This is a genomic window from Limosilactobacillus reuteri, assembly GCF_013694365.1.
Lineage (GTDB): Bacteria > Bacillota > Bacilli > Lactobacillales > Lactobacillaceae > Limosilactobacillus > Limosilactobacillus reuteri_E.
In genome coordinates, this window is record NZ_CP059275.1 from 1,227,318 (window position 1) to 1,246,269 (window position 18,952).

20 protein-coding genes and 2 pseudogenes are annotated in these 18,952 nt (G+C 39.5%); 21 read left to right on the forward strand and 1 reads right to left on the reverse strand.

The window, feature by feature from the left end:
• The first annotated feature begins 2 nt into the window (after nucleotides 1-2).
• The 6 genes and pseudogenes from HHK02_RS07330 to HHK02_RS07355 form a co-directional block, all read left to right on the forward strand.
• Nucleotides 3-455, forward strand: coding sequence for an Rrf2 family transcriptional regulator (locus tag HHK02_RS07330; protein WP_020843428.1), 453 nt, complete (start codon nucleotides 3-5; stop codon nucleotides 453-455).
• Nucleotides 456-2,987, forward strand: a complete 2,532-nt coding sequence (locus tag HHK02_RS07335; protein ID WP_181462245.1) for a M1 family metallopeptidase — start codon at nucleotides 456-458, stop codon at nucleotides 2,985-2,987.
• Nucleotides 2,988-3,629: an SDR family oxidoreductase gene (locus HHK02_RS07340; protein WP_152700169.1), complete on the forward strand. Its 642-nt coding sequence runs from the start codon at nucleotides 2,988-2,990 to the stop codon at nucleotides 3,627-3,629.
• Nucleotides 3,630-4,952 carry a C1 family peptidase gene (locus HHK02_RS07345; protein ID WP_003670129.1) on the forward strand — a complete coding sequence of 441 codons (1,323 nt, stop codon included), beginning with the start codon at nucleotides 3,630-3,632 and terminating at the stop codon, nucleotides 4,950-4,952. It begins immediately after the preceding gene.
• On the forward strand, nucleotides 4,953-6,128 hold the full coding sequence (locus HHK02_RS07350) for an MFS transporter (RefSeq protein ID WP_085719484.1): 1,176 nt from the start codon (nucleotides 4,953-4,955) through the stop codon (nucleotides 6,126-6,128).
• Nucleotides 6,129-7,265, forward strand: a pseudogene (locus HHK02_RS07355) (hypothetical protein); the annotation flags it as partial.
• Nucleotides 7,266-7,318: 53 nt separating this feature from the next.
• Here the strand turns inward: HHK02_RS07355 and HHK02_RS07360 are convergent.
• A pseudogene (locus HHK02_RS07360) lies at nucleotides 7,319-7,423 on the reverse strand (IS30 family transposase); the annotation flags it as partial.
• A 268-nt stretch (nucleotides 7,424-7,691) separates the two neighbouring features.
• Here HHK02_RS07360 and HHK02_RS07365 point away from each other — a divergent pair.
• Genes HHK02_RS07365 through HHK02_RS07435 form a run of 15 tightly spaced genes read left to right on the forward strand, consistent with a single transcriptional unit; the run spans nucleotide 7,692 to nucleotide 18,833 of the window.
• The gene (locus HHK02_RS07365) at nucleotides 7,692-8,885 is read left to right on the forward strand and encodes an aminotransferase-like domain-containing protein (RefSeq protein ID WP_107690470.1); all 1,194 of its coding nucleotides are present in this window, start codon (nucleotides 7,692-7,694) and stop codon (nucleotides 8,883-8,885) included.
• Entirely contained in the window at nucleotides 8,886-9,578 is a 693-nt protein-coding gene (rplA, locus tag HHK02_RS07370; protein ID WP_003666300.1) for a 50S ribosomal protein L1, read from the forward strand.
• The gene (rplK, locus tag HHK02_RS07375; protein ID WP_003666299.1) at nucleotides 9,579-10,004 is read left to right on the forward strand and encodes a 50S ribosomal protein L11; all 426 of its coding nucleotides are present in this window, start codon (nucleotides 9,579-9,581) and stop codon (nucleotides 10,002-10,004) included.
• On the forward strand, nucleotides 10,005-10,547 hold the full coding sequence (gene nusG / locus HHK02_RS07380; protein WP_003666296.1) for a transcription termination/antitermination protein NusG: 543 nt from the start codon (nucleotides 10,005-10,007) through the stop codon (nucleotides 10,545-10,547).
• Nucleotides 10,548-10,724, forward strand: coding sequence for a preprotein translocase subunit SecE (gene secE / locus HHK02_RS07385; RefSeq protein ID WP_003666294.1), 177 nt, complete (start codon nucleotides 10,548-10,550; stop codon nucleotides 10,722-10,724).
• Nucleotides 10,725-10,874 (forward strand): 50S ribosomal protein L33, encoded by a 150-nt coding sequence (gene rpmG / locus HHK02_RS07390; protein WP_003666293.1) that lies wholly within the window; start codon nucleotides 10,725-10,727, stop codon nucleotides 10,872-10,874.
• A complete protein-coding gene (gene rlmB / locus HHK02_RS07395; protein ID WP_107690469.1) occupies nucleotides 10,875-11,624 on the forward strand; it encodes a 23S rRNA (guanosine(2251)-2'-O)-methyltransferase RlmB in 750 nt (249 codons plus the stop codon).
• Complete coding sequence (locus HHK02_RS07400; protein ID WP_107690468.1) at nucleotides 11,625-12,038, forward strand: Mini-ribonuclease 3; 414 nt, start codon at nucleotides 11,625-11,627, stop codon at nucleotides 12,036-12,038. It abuts the gene before it with no gap.
• Complete coding sequence (gene cysS / locus HHK02_RS07405) at nucleotides 12,039-13,451, forward strand: cysteine--tRNA ligase (RefSeq protein WP_107690467.1); 1,413 nt, start codon at nucleotides 12,039-12,041, stop codon at nucleotides 13,449-13,451.
• Nucleotides 13,452-14,600 carry a PIN/TRAM domain-containing protein gene (locus HHK02_RS07410; protein ID WP_035159781.1) on the forward strand — a complete coding sequence of 383 codons (1,149 nt, stop codon included), beginning with the start codon at nucleotides 13,452-13,454 and terminating at the stop codon, nucleotides 14,598-14,600.
• A complete protein-coding gene (gene radA / locus HHK02_RS07415; RefSeq protein ID WP_098046427.1) occupies nucleotides 14,601-15,974 on the forward strand; it encodes a DNA repair protein RadA in 1,374 nt (457 codons plus the stop codon).
• The gene (locus tag HHK02_RS07420; RefSeq protein ID WP_035154966.1) at nucleotides 15,975-16,511 is read left to right on the forward strand and encodes a dCTP deaminase/dUTPase family protein; all 537 of its coding nucleotides are present in this window, start codon (nucleotides 15,975-15,977) and stop codon (nucleotides 16,509-16,511) included.
• Complete coding sequence (locus tag HHK02_RS07425) at nucleotides 16,512-16,808, forward strand: GNAT family N-acetyltransferase (RefSeq protein ID WP_029507893.1); 297 nt, start codon at nucleotides 16,512-16,514, stop codon at nucleotides 16,806-16,808. It abuts the gene before it with no gap.
• The gene (rpiA, locus tag HHK02_RS07430) at nucleotides 16,809-17,492 is read left to right on the forward strand and encodes a ribose-5-phosphate isomerase RpiA (RefSeq protein WP_085719643.1); all 684 of its coding nucleotides are present in this window, start codon (nucleotides 16,809-16,811) and stop codon (nucleotides 17,490-17,492) included.
• Nucleotides 17,493-18,833: a C1 family peptidase gene (locus tag HHK02_RS07435; RefSeq protein ID WP_003670551.1), complete on the forward strand. Its 1,341-nt coding sequence runs from the start codon at nucleotides 17,493-17,495 to the stop codon at nucleotides 18,831-18,833.
• Nucleotides 18,834-18,952 lie beyond the last annotated feature (119 nt).

The window sequence follows — 18,952 nt, forward strand, 5'->3', positions numbered from 1 at the left end:
GAATGAAATATTCATATAAACTAAGTGATGCTGTTCACTTATTAAGCTATTTGCACATTTATCAGGATGGTGACTTATCTAGTAAAGCGATTGCTGATAGTATTGAGTCGAATCCGAGTGTTGTTCGTCAATTAATGTCAGATTTGAGGACTGCTGGTTTGATCGTAACTAGAAAGGGGGCTGCTGAACCGCGGTTAGCTAAAAAGCCACGAGAGATTAACCTGTTTGATATCTACCAGGCAATAAATATGGATCATGATTTACTTCATGTTGATCCAAAAACTAATTTGAAGTGTATTGTTGGTGGAAATATTCAGGCGTCATTAGAAAAGTATTATGATCAGATTCAAGCAGCAGCTTTTAATGAGATGAAGCAAATTTCATTAGCAGATGTAATCGACGATATTCTACAACGCCAAAGTACAAAGTTAGATTTATTAAAGAAGCAGATTTAAATGGCAAAACTCGAACGCTTTTATAATACTTTCCAACCTGACCATTATGATGTTTTTATCGATATTAATCGAGCAAAGAAAACTATTAATGGAAAAACAACTATCACTGGTAACGCGACTGATCCTCAAATTGCAATTAATCAAAAAAATTTGCAGGTCACTGGTGTTCAAGCAGACGGTCAAGAATTAGACTTTAATATTGATAATGATGCCGAGGCAGTTAGGATTACCCTTCCGCAAACTGGTAAAGTAACTTTTACTGTAACTTATAATACTAAGTTAACTGATTCGATGATGGGAATTTATCCATCATACTATGAGGTTGACGGGGAGAAAAAGCAAATTATCGGGACTCAATTTGAAACAACTTTTGCTCGGCAAGCTTTTCCCTGTGTCGATGAACCAGAGGCTAAGGCTACCTTCAGTCTAGCAATTAAATTTGATGAGCATTCTGGTGAAACCATTATCGCTAATATGCCAGAAGATCACGTTGAAAATGGCATCCACTACTTTGAACCCACTGTGCGAATGTCCACTTATCTTGTTGCCTTTGCATTTGGAGAACTCCAAAGTAAAATTACTGAAACAAAGGGTGGCGTTAAAGTAGGTGTATTCGCAACGAAAGCGCACCAACCAAAAGAACTTGATTTTGCATTAGATATTGCTAAGCGGGCAATCGAATTTTATGAGGATTTCTATCAAACTCCGTACCCTCTTCCCCATTCATGGCAGTTAGCTTTACCTGATTTCTCTGCCGGTGCAATGGAAAATTGGGGATTGGTAACCTACCGGGAAGCTTACTTATTACTCGATCCAGACAACACTTCCCTTGAAATGAAACAATTAGTTGCAACTGTCATCACACACGAACTAGCTCACCAGTGGTTTGGTGATCTTGTGACAATGAAGTGGTGGGATGACTTATGGCTTAATGAAAGTTTTGCTAATATGATGGAATATGTTGCCGTCGATGCTCTCCAGCCTGACTGGCACATTTGGGAACTTTTCCAAACTTCAGAAGCTCCAATGGCATTACAACGAGATGCAACTGATGGTGTTCAATCCGTTCATGTTGATGTTAACAATCCGGCCGAAATTGATGCCTTATTCGATGGTGCGATTGTTTATGCCAAAGGATCGCGAATGTTAGTAATGGTCCGGGCTCTTTTAGGTGACAAAGCGTTACGAGAAGGTCTTAAGAATTATTTTGCTGCTCACAAATACAGTAATGCAACCGGAGCTGACTTATGGAAAGCCCTTGGCGACGCATCGGGACTTAACATTGGAAAAATCATGAATTCATGGCTTGAACAACCAGGCTATCCTGTTGTAACAGCAAAAATTAATGATGATGGCGATTTAGTATTGTCACAAAAGCAATTTTTCATTGGTGATGGTAAAGATGTTGATCGTCAATGGCAAATCCCACTTAATAGCAACTATGATGAAGCTCCACAAATTATGGCGGAACAAGAACTCAACCTTGGAAATTATCAAGCATTGCACGATAAGAATGGTCAACCATTCCGTCTAAACCTCGGCAATAATTCACATTTCATCGTAAAATATGATGATACGCTACTAAACGATATTTTAAATCACACTGATGAATTAGACCCGATTACCCAGCGTCAACTTCTTCAGGATCTGCGGTTACTTGCCCAAGGACAACAAATATCTTATGCGTCATTAATCCCATTATTAAAGCAATTTAAAGATAGTCCTTCAGCAATTGTTAATGCCGAACTATACCAAATAGCTAATAGCCTTAAAATGTTTGCTAAACCTGATTCTCCTGCTGAACAAGAACTACGACAATTCTTTGATCTATTAAGTAAGGATCAAGTAAAGCGGCTTGGTTGGTTACCTAAAGATGATGAAAGCAACGATGACCAATTGACGCGCCCTTATATCCTTAGCGCTTCACTATTTGCACACAATAATGATTCAATTACTCAAGCTCACCAAATCTTTACTGAAAATCAGGATAAATTAGAGTCTCTTTCGGCGGATATTCGTGGTTTAGTTCTTAAAAATGAAGTTCAAAACTTCGGGAATGCTGAATTATTTGATAAATTAATCAAAGCTTACCAACAAACAGCGGACGCAAGCTTTAAACAGGACTTGCGAATGGCAATACCAAATACAACTGATCCAGCATTAGTTGCAAAAGTTGTTAGTTACTTTGAAGATGCTGACGTCATTAAGCCACAAGATTTACGAGCATGGTATCGTGGCCTTCTTGCCAATAAAGCAGGTCAACAAGCTGCCTGGAATTGGCTTCGTGATGAATGGCAATGGTTAAATGACACAGTTGGTGGCGATATGGAATTTGCTACCTTTATCACTGTCACTGCCGGCGTTTTCCATACTCCTGAACGATTGAACGAATTTAAAGACTTCTTTGAACCTAAACTTAATACACCAGGTTTAACCCGAGAAATTAAAATGGACATTAGTGTAATTGAAAGCAAAGTCAATTTAATTAACAAAGAGCAAACAGCTGTTAATGATGCAATTGCGCAACAATAAATGAAGAAAGTATTTGTTGTCGGTGGTTCAGGCCGTGTTGCTACTGACTTAATTAAAGATTTAGTTGCCACTGGTAATGAAGTTACAGCTGGTGCTCGCCATCCGGAAAAAGTTATTAAGTTAAACCACGTTACTGCTGTTGAATTGAACCTACATGATAGTGTTGAAAAAATCGCTGAATTAATGAAAGGCATGGATGCAATTTACTTTGTTGCCGGATCACGTGGTAAAGATTTACTGGAAACTGATGCGATGGGAGCAGTTAAAACAATGCAAGCTGCTGAAAAAGACGGCATTAAACGTTACATTATGTTAAGTTCGCTATATGCTTTACAACCTGAAATGTGGTCAAAAGTTCCATCATTAGCTTCAATTATGGATTATAACATTGCCAAGTTCTTTGCTGATAATTATCTTATCTCAAATACAAATCTTGACTACACTATCCTTCAACCTGCTAATTTAACTGAAGAACCCGGTACCGGTAAAATCCAAATTGGTGAAGGCTCTGCAACTTCTAATCCGATTTCAGACGTTGCCCAGACTTTAGCCGATATTCTACAACACGATAATACAATCGGCCACGTCATCATGATGCGGAGTGGAGATACGCCGATTGAAGAAGCACTAGATCAAATTTAAGTGACTGAAGAACACGATTTAACCTCAAAAATGGTTGAAAAATTAAAGAAAGAATTTCATTCACGTAAAGATGCAGAAATTATTGCCCGGGCAATACAAAAAAATGGGATTAAAGCTGCGAGTGAAGATCCAACGGCAAGCGAACGTCTTCATCGAGCATTTTCTTATGAAATTAAGACGGGGAAGCCAACCAACCAGCGTCATAGTGGACGTTGCTGGTCTTTTGCAGCATTAAATACATTACGTCATAAGTTTGCAACAAAATATAAGTTCAAGGACTTTGAATTGTCACAAAATTATCTATTTTTCTGGGATCGAATTGAACGGGCAAATATGTTTTTCCAGAAGATTATTGCAACTGCTGATAAGCCTTTGCATGATCGAACCGTTGATTTCTACCTTAGTTTTGCATTAAATGATGGTGGGCAATGGGCTAATGCTGCTTCTATTATTGAGAAATATGGTGTTGTTCCAGAATATGTAATGCCTGACACACATAATACGAAGGATACTTCAGATGTAGCCGAAGTATTTGATAGCTTAATGCGCAAAGATGCAATTGAATTACGTGCAATGGTGCAAACTAATGCCAGTGCAACGGAATTACAGGAAGCACAAGAACGAATGATGGGTGACGTTTATAAGATTGCAGCCTACTCATTTGGTGAACCGCCTGCAAAATTTGATCTTGAATATCGGGATGATGATAAAAAGTTCCACCAAGTTCTTGGCTTAACGCCATTAAAGTTCTATCATGAATACTTTGATACAAACTTAAGTGACTATGTTGTAGTTACTAACGCTCCTGATCATGAAATGGATCGGAGTTATTTAATGCCAGCGCAAGATAGTGTGGTTGATGGTTTGCCAATTAAATTTGTTAATGTTCCTTTTGCAGAATTACAAGAAGGAGCCATCAAACAATTGCAAGCTGGTGAAACAGTTTGGGTTGGGAATGATGTTCTCCAACAAATGGACCGTAAGCGAGGCTTGATGGATGCAAAATTATATCATCGAGAGGAATTGCTTGATGTTGATTTTGTAATGGATAAGAAGCACCGTTTGGAAACTAAGCAAGCCGTCGTTTCTCATGCAATGACATTAACAGGCTTTGACATGGTAAATGATCAACCTACACGATGGAAGATTGAAAACAGTTGGGGTAAAGATAATGGCGATAACGGATACTTTGTAATGACCCAAGATTGGTTTGAAGAGTATACTTATGAGGCTGTTATTAATAAGAAGTACCTTAGCGATCGAGTAAAGAAAGTAGCTGCCAGTGAACCCGTTACTCTACCAGCTTGGGATTCTTTGCAGTAAATGGCGAAGGAAAAATCGATTTTTACAAAAGATGTTGTGCTCGTAATGGCGGCTTCGTTCTTTTTTATGTTTAGTAATATGTACTGTAACCCATTGATTAACGGTTATGCTCAAGATTTAGGCGCATCAAGTGCTTTTGCAGGTATAATCGTTGGAATGATGAGTATTGTTTCAATGTTTTTGCGACCAATTGCTGGTAATCTGACTGATCGTTTTTCAAAATATTCATTAGCTTTTTGGGGTGGAATATTGTGCTTTATTGGGGTTGCAGGTTATGTGTTAACGCCTAATAGCACTTTCTTGTTAATATGCCGTTTGGTTAATGGATTAGGATTTGTATTATGTACAGTTTGTATGACAACCTGGCTATCATATTTAGTTCCATTTAATCATGTTGGCGAAGCAATGAGCTTTTATGGACTGATGAACGCTTTGGCAATGGCATGTGCCCCCGCTGTATCAATTAACTTATATCGAATTATTGGTTATCGAGCTGCAATGGTGATTTCAGCATTATCGGCTTTACTGGTTGTTGTCACAATTCAGTTTGTCAGTAACCGCGCTCAACCGGCAGCACACTCTGTAAAACAAAGTGGCTTTCATATTAAAATCATTCAGCGAGACGCTATCCCGGTTGCCCTTTTAACAGCTTTATTTGCTATCCCATATTTTGCAACGCAGGCAGATATTGTTGAGTACGCTGAACAACGTCACTTATCTATTGCTGTTGGTGCTTATTTCTTAATTTATGCTGTAGTTCTTTTACTTAGCCGATTATTCTTACGGACCCAATTTGATACTGTCCGTTTTGAACCATGGTTGATTTTAAGCACGGTTGCAACAATCTTTTATCTTATTATGTTAAGTATTATGAAAAATAACATTGAAATGGCACTGGCAGCTGCTGGAATGGCATTTGGCTATGGTATTATTTATTCCGTTTGTCAATCAACTGCAATGATGCTAGCTCCAGATAATGAACGAGGGTTAGCAAGTTCGACATTCTTTCTCGGCCTTGATATTGGAATGACGCTTGGGCCAATCATCGGGGGGATTATTGATAGTACGTTACCTGTGAAATATTTTTATCCCGTAATGCTATTTATTGTCCCGTTAGTTATTATTATTTTTCTAGTAAATCGAAAGAAACTGAATAGTGCAATTGACCAGCATTAGATGAAAAAATTAGAAAAGTTGACTGGTGTCTGTAGTTTATTATTAAATTTAATGCCTTTTTTGCTGTATATTTCCCTTACTAAAGAACAGTCTGATATCTTTGTTGGTGCCTTGCCCTTCGCTATTTTCTATGCTTTCCGGCATACAATTTTATTATTTTGCCGTGATTTAGAATACGATTATCAACGGCTGGCCTGGATTGGTCTTTATAGCGGAATTATTGGTTACTTTTTAGGGATGTTTGGTGGATTTCAACCAATCTTCTGGGATTTGTCAGGTGCAGGGGCAGGGATTGCCTCTCGACTATTTCCAACCGCAATAAGTCAGCGGCGGCGATTAATAAAACGAGGACTCTTACCCCAGCAGGATCATCTTAAGCCGCTTTTTCAAGTTATTATAGTTTTGATTGTGTTTGGGATAATTGTGTGGATAAAGAAGCCAGTAATTAGTTTTGTTTTAATGTTAATCATTACTTTTGGTGCAATGGGATCAATTTGGAAAACACCCCATGCAATTCGTCCGCTGCCAGTTCGTCTACATTGGGCTAATTACTTACTAGCATTAATTTTGCTTGGCGCAATGTTACTGTTGCGATTAGGGAGAAGTTTAGGCTTTGGGAAACCACTTGAATGGGGAACCGCTCTTTTATTAATCTTCCTCATCACGATGATCCTTACCTTGCTTGTAAACCATCGGCGATTACTTCACTATCCCAATCATTTACGGCAACGAATAATGCTTTATGGTGCTTGTGGTCAGTATTGGACCTTGTATAGTACCGTTTTTATTGGCATTTTGTATGGCACAAAAATGTATTCTTGGACAATTGTTGCTTACTTATTTGCTTTCGTCTTTGGAGGATTATTGGTAAAACAAACCCACCATTTATTCCATTTTAAGGATTGTCAAATTAATTTAGTGATGCTAACAATTGGAATTCTCTTAACATTTTGGTTGCCAACATATTTTATTGGCGTATTTATCATCCGTAGCTTTGCCGGTGCAGAACGTAAAACAGCAATTGATGACTACGAGAAAGCAACCCATAATTATAGTATTTCTTCGATCGTCAATTATTACTATGCATCAATTGCGGGGATAATTTCCCAATTAGTAATGTGGGGAAGTTTATTTATTTCCCGAAATGTCAATTTAAGTTAGTTATTTATTTCCCGAAATGTCAATTTAAGTTAGAAAAAAAGTAGTTGCTCATCAGTGACATACTTCATGAATACCTCGTAAGGTGTTTGATAGCCCAATGATTTGCGAGGAATGTTGTTCCGGTAACTCATTATTAAGTGCGTCATTTGACGGACATCCTTTCATATAGGTTTGGTTCACTTAATATGATACCTGATGTCACGCCGAATGGCGTTTTTTATTTACCACCAACTGGGTGGCTAACTTCATTCTATAATCCACCTTTTTATGATAGATTTCACTAATACAGAAATGGCAGTAGCCGTTATCTTTACTTTAATAATAATGTTTGTAATATCCTTTGCAGTTAGTTTTTTATTTTGGTTGATTTACCACCAAAATATGAAAAAAGGTGGATTATAGATGACACAATTTAAATATTCAAAGCGTGTTCCAGCAGATGGTACGGATGCGGTTGGTGCAATTTTACAAGCAGCGGCGGATCCTAAGATTATTTCATTTGCTGGGGGATTGCCGGCACCCGAATTGTTTCCTGTTAAAGAAATGAAAGCAACTGTTGATAAAGTTTTTGAAGAACACGGTCAAGAAGCCATGCAGTATGGGGCAGCGAAGGGAGTCACAGCTTTACGTGAGGTTATCCAACAACATGTGAAGGAAAAAGAAAATGTGGATTCCGAATTAGACAATGTTTTAGTAACAACGGGATCAGAACAAGCCTTAGATTTAGTGGGCAAGGCTTTTGTTGATCCGGGTGATACTGTATTAGTTGAACAGCCAACGTACCTCTGTGCTTTAGATGTTTTTCGTTCTTACGGTGCTAATTTTGCTAGTGTTGAGATGGACGAAGATGGGATGAAGATGGATGCTTTAGAAGAAGCACTAAAGGCTAATCCAAATACCAAACTCATCTATACTGTGCCAAATTTCCAAAATCCAACTGGACGGACAATGACTGAAGAACGACGAAAGCAGTTAGCTGAATTAGCAGAAAAATATGATGTATATGTACTAGAAGATAATCCATATGGTGAAATTCGTTTTGCTGGCCAACATGTACCAGCAGTTAAGTCATTTGATAAATCGGGTCATGTCCTTTACATGAGTACATTTTCAAAGACATTAGCACCAGGATTTCGTTTAGGATGGTTGGTTGCTGATGAAGATGTGGTTAATAAATTAACGGTCCTTAAGCAATCAGCTGACCTCCATACAGATAATTTAGCTCAATTCGCGGTTGCCCAATTCTTTGCTGACAACGATGTGGATGCCCACGTTAAAGAAATTAGTGATTTATATGGCAAACGTAAAGATTTAATGCTTGAGGGAATTAAAAAGTACTTCCCAGAAGGAGTTAAATATACGAATCCTGAAGGCGGTATGTTCTTATGGGTAGAAGTTCCTGGCGTTGACGATACAGTAGAGTTATTTAAGGAATGCCTTGAACATGATGTAGCCTTTGTTCCAGGCGATCCGTTCTTTGCTGGTGAAGCTCAACCTGGTGCTTTCCGCTTGAACTATTCAAATATGAAAGAAGACCAGATTGAAGTTGGTTTAAAACGTTTAGGAGCGGCCTTAACAGCTGCAGTTAATAAGTAAATGGCTAAAAAACGTGGTAAGAAGTACCAAGACGCGCTCAAGAAAGTTGACAGCAAGAAAGAATACGCTGTTAAAGACGCTGTCCAATTAGTAAAAGATATTGCCTACGCTAACTTCGACTCTACTATCGAAGTAGCATTTAACTTAAACGTTGACACAAAGCAAGCTGACCAACAATTACGTGGTGCCGTTGTTTTACCAAATGGTACTGGTAAGGATCAAACAGTTATTGTTTTCGCTAATGGTGAAAATGCTAAGGCTGCTCAAGAAGCTGGTGCTGACTTTGTTGGCGACGATGATTTAGTAGAAAAGATTCAAGACGGTTGGCTTGACTTTGATGTTGCAATTGCAACACCAGACATGATGCCTAAAGTAGGTCGTTTAGGACGTGTCCTCGGACCTAAGGGCTTAATGCCAAACCCTAAGACTGGTACTGTTACGATGGACGTAGCCAAGGCTGTTTCTGATGCCAAGGCTGGTCAAGTAACTTACCGGACTGACCGTGATGGTAACGTTGCTGTACCATTCGGTAAGGTTTCATTTGATACTGACAAGTTAGTTGAAAACTTGGCTACTTTAGAAGATATTGTGGCTAAGGCTCGTCCAGCTTCAGTACGTGGAACATACATCAAGCACGCTTCCATTTCTTCAACATTTGGACCAAGTGTTACGCTTGATTTAACCACATTTTAAGTGGCAAAGAAAGTAGCTAACATTGTCAAGTTGCAAATTCCTGCCGGTGCCGCTACACCAGCTCCACCAGTAGGTCCTGCACTTGGACAAGCAGGTATTAACATTATGGGCTTCACTAAGGAATTCAACGCACGGACTGCAGACCAAAAGGGTATGTTGATCCCAGTTGTAATTACTGTATATGAGGACCGTTCATTCGACTTCATTACTAAGACGCCACCTGCTGCTGTCTTACTAAAGAAGGCCGCTGGTGTTGAACATGGTTCCGGTGAACCTAACACAAACAAGGTTGCTTCAGTAACGAAGGACCAAGTTAAGGAAATCGCTGAAACTAAGATGCAAGATCTAAACGCAGCTGACGTAGAAGCAGCTATGCGCATGATTGAAGGTACTGCTCGTAGCATGGGCTTCACTGTTGAAGACTAAGTGGAATCACATGAAAAACGTTGGTATGTGCTCCATACCTACTCTGGTTATGAAAACCGGGTTAAAAGTAACTTGGAATCACGGGCTCAATCAATGGGAATGGAAGACTACATTTTTCGCGTAGTTGTTCCTGAAGAAGAAGTTCGCCAGGTTAAGGACGGTCAAGCAAAAGAAACAATTGAAAAGACATTCCCAGGCTATGTTTTGGTTGAAATGGTAATGACTGACCAAGCTTGGTACATTGCTCGTAATACTCCCGGCGTAACTGGTTTCTTAGGATCTCACGGTGGTGGTTCCAAACCAACCCCATTGCTTCCTGAAGAAGTTGATCGGATTATGAAACGGATGGGAACCGAAACAACTGTTAGTGACATTGATGTTAAGGAAGGCGATACTGTAAAAGTTATTGCGGGATCCTTTGCAAATATGACTGCCAAGGTTGTAGAAGTTGATCACGAAAAGCAAAAGATTAAGGCGACTGTTGAAATGTTCGGTCGTGAAACGGCTGCTGAATTAGGCTTTGATCAGATTGATACATTTTAGATGCACTTAATTCGATTTATTAAGAGTGTTAACCACGAAATGAAGCTAGTTGTATGGCCAACAGCTAAAGAGAATCGTCGTGATACGACTATTGTTGTTTCATTGACTCTGTTCTTCGTACTATTCTTTGCTCTGTTTGATTGGTTAATTCAATTAATGATGAAACTCTTTGTTTAAATGTCCCAGAAAAAAGTAGCATTGGAATGTACAAAGTGCGGTGCGCGTAATTATACGATTACCGCTAACCCTCAACGACAAGAACGATTAGAATTACGTAAGTTCTGTAAACATTGCGGTGAGTATACTATTCATCGTGAAAGCAGATAGATGAAAAATGAGAATACGGATTTTATTATTGGCCGACATCCAGCTGTGATGGCACTAAAATCTGACCAAGAGATCAATAAAGTTTTTATTCAGTCGGGGTTAAAGGCCGATGCTATTTCCCAGATTGTTAAATTAGCGAAGGAACGCCACTTAGTAGTATCGAATGTTCCTAAGAATAAATTGGACTTGATGACTGACCGACAAAATCACCAGGGGGTTGTGTTAGCTGTAGCAGCATACCAATATGCAACTATTGATGACCTCTTTGATAACGCGGCTAAGCATGACGAAGATCCATTTTTCCTTATTCTTGATGAACTAGAGGATCCGCATAATTTAGGTTCAATCATGCGAACTGCTGATGCCGCTGGTGTTCATGGTATTATTATTCCACGCCGGCGAGCAGTAGGATTAACTTCAGTGGTTGCAAAAACATCTACGGGAGCAATTGAACATGTACCAGTTGTCCGAGTAACAAACCTGGTTCAAACTGCTAAAGAATTGCAAGAACGCGGTGTTTGGCTGTTTGGTACTGATATGAAAGGAAAAGATTACCGAACATGGGATGCGCATGGTGCCGTCGCTTTGGTTATCGGCAATGAAGGTAAAGGAATTTCATCCTTGCTAAAGAAAACTTGTGATGAAATGCTAACAATTCCAATGGTTGGGCATGTTCAAAGTTTAAATGCGAGTGTGGCGGCAAGTTTGTTGATCTACCAAGGCTTTAACTCTCGTCATCCTTTAAAATAAATGGTACAAGCAGACTATCGACAACTTAATGGAATTGCTTTGGCTTATTTAGGGGATGCAGCTTATGAGGTTTACATTCGTCAGCATCTTTTAAACAAGGGAATTAGTAAGCCAACGAAACTACAACATATTGCTACCCACTATGTTTCGGCAAAAGCACAGGCGGCTCTTATTGACTTGATGAAAGAAGACGAGTTACTGTCTGATGAAGAATGGTCGTATTTTAAACGTGGGCGAAATGCTAACAGTCATACTCACGCTAAGAATACATCAGTTATGACTTATCGGATTTCTACCGGATTTGAAGCAGTAATGGGTTACCTCAAATTAGCTGGTAAAGAAGAGCGATTGGCTGAATTAGCGCAATGGTGTATCGAACAAGTAGAAGCGGGGCGAACAGCACATGAAAAATGAATGCTAACAATTTACAATACGTTAACAAGAAAAAAAGAAGAATTTAAGCCATTGCATCCAGGCGTTGTTAACATGTATGTCTGTGGTCCGACGGTTTATAATTACATTCATATTGGAAATGCGCGCAGTGCGATCGCCTTTGATACAGTCCGACGTTACCTTGAATTCAAAGGGTATAAAGTAAATTATGTTTCTAACTTTACAGACGTTGACGATAAAATGATTAAGGCAGCTGCCGAGCAAGGGATTACCGTTCCACAATTAGCGGAGAAGTATATCAATGCTTTTATGGAAGATACCGCAGCAATTAATATTGAGCCAGCTACTCTTCATCCCCGGGCAACGGAAAACATTACCGAGATCATTAAGTTCGTGCAAGGATTAGTAGAAAAAGGATATGCCTACCCTAAAGATGGGGATGTTTATTATCGCGCACGAAAGTTTAACCACTATGGACAGCTTTCTGGACAATCACTTGATGATCTTGAAGTTGGGGCAAGTGAACATGTTAGTGCAGATGAGGTTAATAAGAAGGAAGATCCACTTGATTTTGCTTTATGGAAAGCAGCTAAGCCCGGCGAAATTAGTTGGGATTCACCATGGGGAAAAGGTCGTCCAGGATGGCATATCGAATGTTCAGTGATGTCTACTAAGTACTTGGGCAAGACAATTGATATTCATGCAGGGGGACAAGACCTTGAATTCCCTCACCATGAAAATGAGATTGCTCAAAGTGAAGCAGAAACAGGCCAAAAATTTGTTCGTTACTGGATGCATAATGGTTTCGTAACAATTGGAAAAGACAACGAGAAGATGAGTAAGTCTCTCCATAATTTCATTACTGTTCATGAAATTATCAAGGAAGTAGATCCTCAGGTTTTACGTTTCTTTATGGCGACTACGCAATACCGGCGTCCAATTCAATATAGCCAGGCAAACCTAACTGATGCGCAAAATAATCTTAATCACATTCAAATAGCCTTTGATAACTTGACTTATCGTGAACAAGATGCCGATGAGGGAGATGTTCAAGAAGTCACTGATCGGCTTGAGCAATTCCATCACCAATTTATTACAGCAATGGATGATGACATCAATGTTCAAAACGGGATTGCCACAGTCTACGAATTAGTTAAATATGCAAATGTTTATGCTCAACAAGATAATGTTAGCTTAGGTGCCATTCAAGCAATCAAAAAAGAGCTTGTTGAATTGATGAGTATTTTTGGCGTTAAGCTTGAAGCAAGTGACAATCAAATCAATGATGAAAAGATTAAGCAATTGATTGAAGAACGAAATATAGCACGGAAGAATAAAGATTTTGCGCGAAGTGATGAAATTCGAGACAATCTTAAAAAACAAGGGATTATTCTTGAAGATACTCCTCAAGGAACGCGTTACAAAAAGGAATAGATGCGGCGTAGAATGATTACTCTCATTTATATTCTAGTTGGCGCGGCAGTGGGATTTTACTATTTGCCATTATTATGGGGGATTTTGAACATCGCTCTTAATCCGGCATTATTAGTATTTATCGACATTATTATTGGTGCACTTATTTTCTGGCTATTATCCCTCCCATTGGTTAGCGGCACTGAAAAGTTGATCCAGCGAATCGAAAAAGAACTAACAAAGCGTAGTCCTGTATACCTTTTCTTTGGGACTTTATTAACGATTATTGGCTTAGTTTTAGCAGTTCTTATTTCGATTCCATTGTGGAGAACGAGGATTCCGGTAATTAATAATATTCTGCCGATCCTTCTAATGATTGTCTTTAGTTATTTTGGTTTTCGAATTGGTACGACGCGGTTAGATGATTGGCGTAAAGCATTTACCCATGCCAAAAGTAGTAAAACCGATGGTGGTAATGTGATTGAACGGCAAGATGATAATTATCACCATTATAAAATCCTAGATACAAATATTCTGATTGATGGACGCATTTATGATTTAGTCAAAACGGGTTTTCTAGAGGGAACATTACTGGTTCCTAACTTTGTTTTATATGAATTGCAATATATCGCTGATTCTGGCGAAAGTATTAAGCGTGTTCGTGGGCGCCGTGGCCTTGATATTTTAAACAAGTTACGGAAAGAAAAAATTGTTCCAATCGAAATGTATGATGGAGACTTTGAAGATATTCCAGAGGTTGATAGTAAATTAATTGCCCTCGCTAAAGAAGTCAATGGGGTAATTGTGACAAATGATTATAACCTTAATAAAGTAATTCAATTCCAAAATGTTCAAGTATTGAATATTAATAACTTAGCAAAATCATTACGACCACGAGTTATTCCGGGCGAAACGATGACGGTTGTTGTTGTGAAAAAAGGAACTGAACGACAACAGGGTGTTGCTTATCTTGACGATGGAACGATGGTGGTTGTTGAAGATGGTCGTTACTTTATGGATAAACAAATTGAAGTTGAAGTAACTAGTGCTCTTCAAACAGACGCTGGTCGAATGATCTTTGCTCGTCCGCTTCATTCACAACGAGGAATTGACGAGTATACGGATACGGAACATAAAGAAAACCGAAATAATAAAGATAAGAAAAAATAAATGGCAAAAATTCGAACACAATATGTTTGCCAAAATTGTGGTTACAACTCACCACGCTACTTAGGCCGGTGTCCAAATTGTGGTGAGTGGAATACTTTAGTGGAAGAACAGGTAGAGACCAGTTCTGCACCAACCAAAAAAGCAACTACCACCTTAACCGGCTTAGTTGCCAAACCACAGAAAATTAATGAGATTAATAGTACAGAGACTCCCCGTGTTAAAACAAAATTGAATGAGTTAAATCGCGTTTTAGGTGGAGGAATCGTTCCCGGATCACTAATTCTAATTGGAGGAGATCCGGGAATCGGAAAATCGACCCTCCTTTTACAAGTTTCCGGACAATTAAGTGATGAGCATCACCGGGTTTTATATGTGTCTGGAGAAGAAAGTGGGACACAAATTAAAATGCGGGCGGAACGATTAAAAGTTGCTGGGGATGACTTTTATGTATATCCAGAAACGAATATGGATAGTATTCGGGATACTATTCGTGACCTCAAGCCAGAGTATGTCGTGATTGACTCGGTACAAACGATGCAGGCGACTGATGTAAGTTCAGCAATTGGTAGTGTATCGCAAATTCGTGAAGTTACCGCCCAGTTAATGCAAATTGCTAAAAGTAATAACATTACGATTTTTGTCGTTGGACATGTGACAAAGGGCGGTGCAATCGCTGGTCCAAAGATCTTGGAGCACATGGTTGATACAGTCTTGTATTTTGAAGGAGACCTGCACCATACATATCGTATTTTGCGATCAGTGAAAAATCGATTTGGTTCAACTAACGAGCTTGGTATTTTTGAAATGCATACAAATGGGCTGACGGAAGTAAAAAATCCATCAGAAATCTTTTTAGAGGAACGATTACATGATGCAACCGGTTCAGCGGTGGTTGTTTCATTAGAAGGAACACGACCAATTTTAGTTGAAATTCAAGCGCTGGTAACACCGACCGTTTATGGAAATGCACAGCGAACTGCTACCGGTTTGAGCCGAAACCGAGTATCATTGATAATGGCGGTATTAGAGAAACGTGCTAACCTAATGCTTCAAAATCAAGATGCTTACTTAAAAGCAGCTGGGGGCGTTAAGTTAGATGAGCCAGCAATTGATTTGGCAATTGCAGTAAGTATTGCCTCCAGTTATCGGGATAAAGGAACCAAGCCCACCGATGCGTTTGTCGGTGAGGTAGGTTTGACTGGGGAAATTCGCCGGGTAAACCGAATTGAACAGCGGGTTGCTGAAGCAGAAAAACTTGGCTTTAAGCGAATCTTTATTCCCAAAAATAATTTAAAGGGTTGGAAACCGTCAACTAATATTCAAGTAGTCGGTGTCTCAACGCTTAAAGAGGCGTTATATTTAGCGCTGGGGTAAATGAAACGTGGATTTAAGATTGTTTCTAGTAAGAAAGACCAAGATATACATTTACCCCAACGCCAAACAACACGGGCGGCCGGATATGATTTTGAGGCATCGGAAGATTTCGTTCTGCCATCAATTTGGAAAGGCAATTTCTTAAAGGCGCTTTGGCAAATTCATCAACAAAAAAAGCTAACTGATGAAGAGTTTAAGGCTGCTGATTCCTGCTTAAAGCCATACTTAGTACCCACCGGCATCAAAGCCTATATGCAACCTGATGAATTTCTCTTATTAGCTAATCGGTCAAGTGGTCCTTTTAAACGGCGCCTGATTTTACCAAATGGAATCGGCATTGTGGATGCAGACTATTATGATAATGATAGTAATGAAGGGGAAATTTTCTTCCAGCTTATTAACTACGGGTTACGAGATTATCATATAAAAAAGGGAGAACGGATCGGTCAGGGGATTTTTATGCCTTATTTAACTGCTGATAGTGAAGAGCAACCAACCGCTAAACGGACTGGCGGCTTCGGTTCAACAAAAGAATAAATGCAATATCGAGTTGATGGTCAGCGGATCATTGCTTTTGACGATCAAGAACCCTTAGTTGGCGAGATCAGTTTTCCAAAAGTTCCTGATACAAATGATCACGTTGTCGTTGAACGCGTTTTTGTGCAACCAACTTACCGTGGGCAAGGAATTGCAGCTGAACTAGTGCGTCAATTTGTGGATTATGCAACAAAAGAGCAATATATCGTCAAGCTCATGTGTCCATATGCGGTAGCGCAATTCAAACTACATCCAGAATATCAGCAACTATTGCCAGTTGCAGATCGCTTTAATTAGATGGATCAAAATGCATTAAAAGAACAAACAGGTAAGGAATCAGTTAAGTACATTAAATCCGGGATGATCGTCGGTCTCGGAACTGGATCGACTGTTAAATATATGGTTGATGAACTTGGTAAGCAAGTCCAAGAAGGTAAAATCAAAGACATTATCGGTGTAACAACTTCAAACCGAACTGCTAAACAAGCACGCGACCTCGGAATTACAATTAAAGATATTGATGACGTTGACCACATCGATTTAACTATTGACGGGGCCGATGAAATCAGTGATGACTTCCAAGGAATCAAAGGTGGCGGTGGCGCCCTCCTTTGGGAAAAGATCGTTGCCAATGTCTCAAATAAAGTAATGTGGATTGTCGATGAAAGCAAACTCGTCCACAAACTTGGCGCTTTCCCCCTTCCTGTTGAAGTAATTCCATTCGGTTCTCAACATGTCTTTGACCGTCTTGAAAAGAAAGGCTACAAGCCAACTTGGCGGATGGATGGAGATGAAAAGTTCCGTACTGATGAAAATAACTATATTATTGACCTTCATCTTGGCGAAATTGATGATCCTAAGGCCTTAGCTGACGAATTGATCCACATGGTTGGAATTGTTGAAACTGGTTTATTCTTAAATCGAGTTAACGACGTAATTGTTGGTACTCCAGAAGGTCCAAAGGTATTGCACGCCCGTTAAATGAGCTTTTCAATTAATAAAGAAGATATCGCTAGTTTTCATAAAAACTACCGTCATCACCCTAACAGCAGTGTCTTAGAAAATACTGTTACAAAAAACGGTGTACGGAATGCCAGCTTTAATTGGCATTCAATTGCTGATAATACTCCTCATTTCTCTATTGACCTCAAGACGGGGGACGTTGCTGATCAAAAACAATCCGGTCGTTGTTGGATGTTTGCAGCACTGAACACAATGCGTCATGATATGCAGCAAAAATTTAACTTACCTGATAATTTTGAACTTTCCCAAGCCTACCAGTTCTTCTGGGATAAGTTTGAGAAATCCAATTATTTCTACCAAAACGTAATTAAGACTGCTAAAAAGCCTACCGACAGCCGAAAAGTTTCATGGTTAATGAACGAACCACAAAACGATGGTGGCCAATGGGATATGCTTTGCGCCCTTATCAGCAAGTATGGGGTTATGCCAAAAGCCGCAATGCCCGAATCATTTAACTCTTCTAACTCACGGGGAATTGATGAAGTCTTAAACAACAAGCTTCGTCACGATGCCGTTATTTTGCGAAAAATGATTAACGAAGATCATGCAAATGAAGAAGCAATTAACGAAACGCGCCGTAAGATGTTGAACGAGAATTACCGGATGCTTGCTTACACATTTGGTGAACCGGTTAGTCACTTTGACTTCGAATATCGGACAAAGAAGGACAACGAATTCCACTGCGATACTAACCTTACCCCACAAGAATTCTTCAAGAAGTATGTTGGCTGGAATCTTGATGATTATATTTCAATTATCCAAGCACCAACTGCTGATAAGAAGTACCACCAAACTTACACCATCGATATGCTTGGTAATGTCGTTGGTGGCCGCGAAATCAAGCACTTAAACCTACCAATGGATGAATTCAAGCAACTCGCGATTGAACAATTAAAGAATGGCGAAAGTGTTTGGTTTGGTTCAGATGTTATTAAATATTCAGAAACTAAACTTGGGATTATGGCCCTTAACACCTATGACTACGACAAACTATTTGACGTTGATCTTGAAATGACCAAAGCTGAAGCACTTGATTATGGTGAAAGCATGATGGATCACGCAATGGTTATCACTGGTGTTGACCTTGTTGATGGGAAGCCAACCAAGTGGAAAGTTGAGAACTCATGGGGTAATAAGGTCGGCCATAAAGGTTACTTTGTTATGAGTGATGATTGGATGGACAAATACTGCTACCAAGTCGTTATTAATAAGAAGTACCTTAGCGAAGATCTTAAACGTGATTACGCTAAGAGCCCTGTTGTTCTTAAGCCTTGGGATCCAATGGGAACTTTAGCATAAAAAGGGAGCAAGACAGAAGTCACTTGTGACTTCGTTTTTCGACGCGAAGCTAGCCTCTGGGAGCCCCCGCAAGCAACAATAGGCCTTCAGCGTTCGACTTTGCCGGACGCTGAAGGCCA

What these genes read in the sequence shown, in the direction of transcription:
- HHK02_RS07330 (WP_020843428.1), top strand. Translation starts at nt 3, where the DNA reads ATGAAATATTCATATAAACTAAGTGATGCTGTTCACTTATTAAGCTAT.
- HHK02_RS07335 (WP_181462245.1), top strand. Translation starts at nt 456, where the DNA reads ATGGCAAAACTCGAACGCTTTTATAATACTTTCCAACCTGACCATTAT.
- HHK02_RS07340 (WP_152700169.1), top strand. Translation starts at nt 2,988, where the DNA reads ATGAAGAAAGTATTTGTTGTCGGTGGTTCAGGCCGTGTTGCTACTGAC.
- HHK02_RS07350 (WP_085719484.1), top strand. Translation starts at nt 4,953, where the DNA reads ATGGCGAAGGAAAAATCGATTTTTACAAAAGATGTTGTGCTCGTAATG.
- HHK02_RS07365 (WP_107690470.1), top strand. Translation starts at nt 7,692, where the DNA reads ATGACACAATTTAAATATTCAAAGCGTGTTCCAGCAGATGGTACGGAT.
- rplA (WP_003666300.1), top strand. Translation starts at nt 8,886, where the DNA reads ATGGCTAAAAAACGTGGTAAGAAGTACCAAGACGCGCTCAAGAAAGTT.
- secE (WP_003666294.1), top strand. Translation starts at nt 10,548, where the DNA reads ATGCACTTAATTCGATTTATTAAGAGTGTTAACCACGAAATGAAGCTA.
- rpmG (WP_003666293.1), top strand. Translation starts at nt 10,725, where the DNA reads ATGTCCCAGAAAAAAGTAGCATTGGAATGTACAAAGTGCGGTGCGCGT.
- rlmB (WP_107690469.1), top strand. Translation starts at nt 10,875, where the DNA reads ATGAAAAATGAGAATACGGATTTTATTATTGGCCGACATCCAGCTGTG.
- HHK02_RS07400 (WP_107690468.1), top strand. Translation starts at nt 11,625, where the DNA reads ATGGTACAAGCAGACTATCGACAACTTAATGGAATTGCTTTGGCTTAT.
- cysS (WP_107690467.1), top strand. Translation starts at nt 12,039, where the DNA reads ATGCTAACAATTTACAATACGTTAACAAGAAAAAAAGAAGAATTTAAG.
- HHK02_RS07410 (WP_035159781.1), top strand. Translation starts at nt 13,452, where the DNA reads ATGCGGCGTAGAATGATTACTCTCATTTATATTCTAGTTGGCGCGGCA.
- radA (WP_098046427.1), top strand. Translation starts at nt 14,601, where the DNA reads ATGGCAAAAATTCGAACACAATATGTTTGCCAAAATTGTGGTTACAAC.
- HHK02_RS07420 (WP_035154966.1), top strand. Translation starts at nt 15,975, where the DNA reads ATGAAACGTGGATTTAAGATTGTTTCTAGTAAGAAAGACCAAGATATA.
- HHK02_RS07425 (WP_029507893.1), top strand. Translation starts at nt 16,512, where the DNA reads ATGCAATATCGAGTTGATGGTCAGCGGATCATTGCTTTTGACGATCAA.
- rpiA (WP_085719643.1), top strand. Translation starts at nt 16,809, where the DNA reads ATGGATCAAAATGCATTAAAAGAACAAACAGGTAAGGAATCAGTTAAG.
- HHK02_RS07435 (WP_003670551.1), top strand. Translation starts at nt 17,493, where the DNA reads ATGAGCTTTTCAATTAATAAAGAAGATATCGCTAGTTTTCATAAAAAC.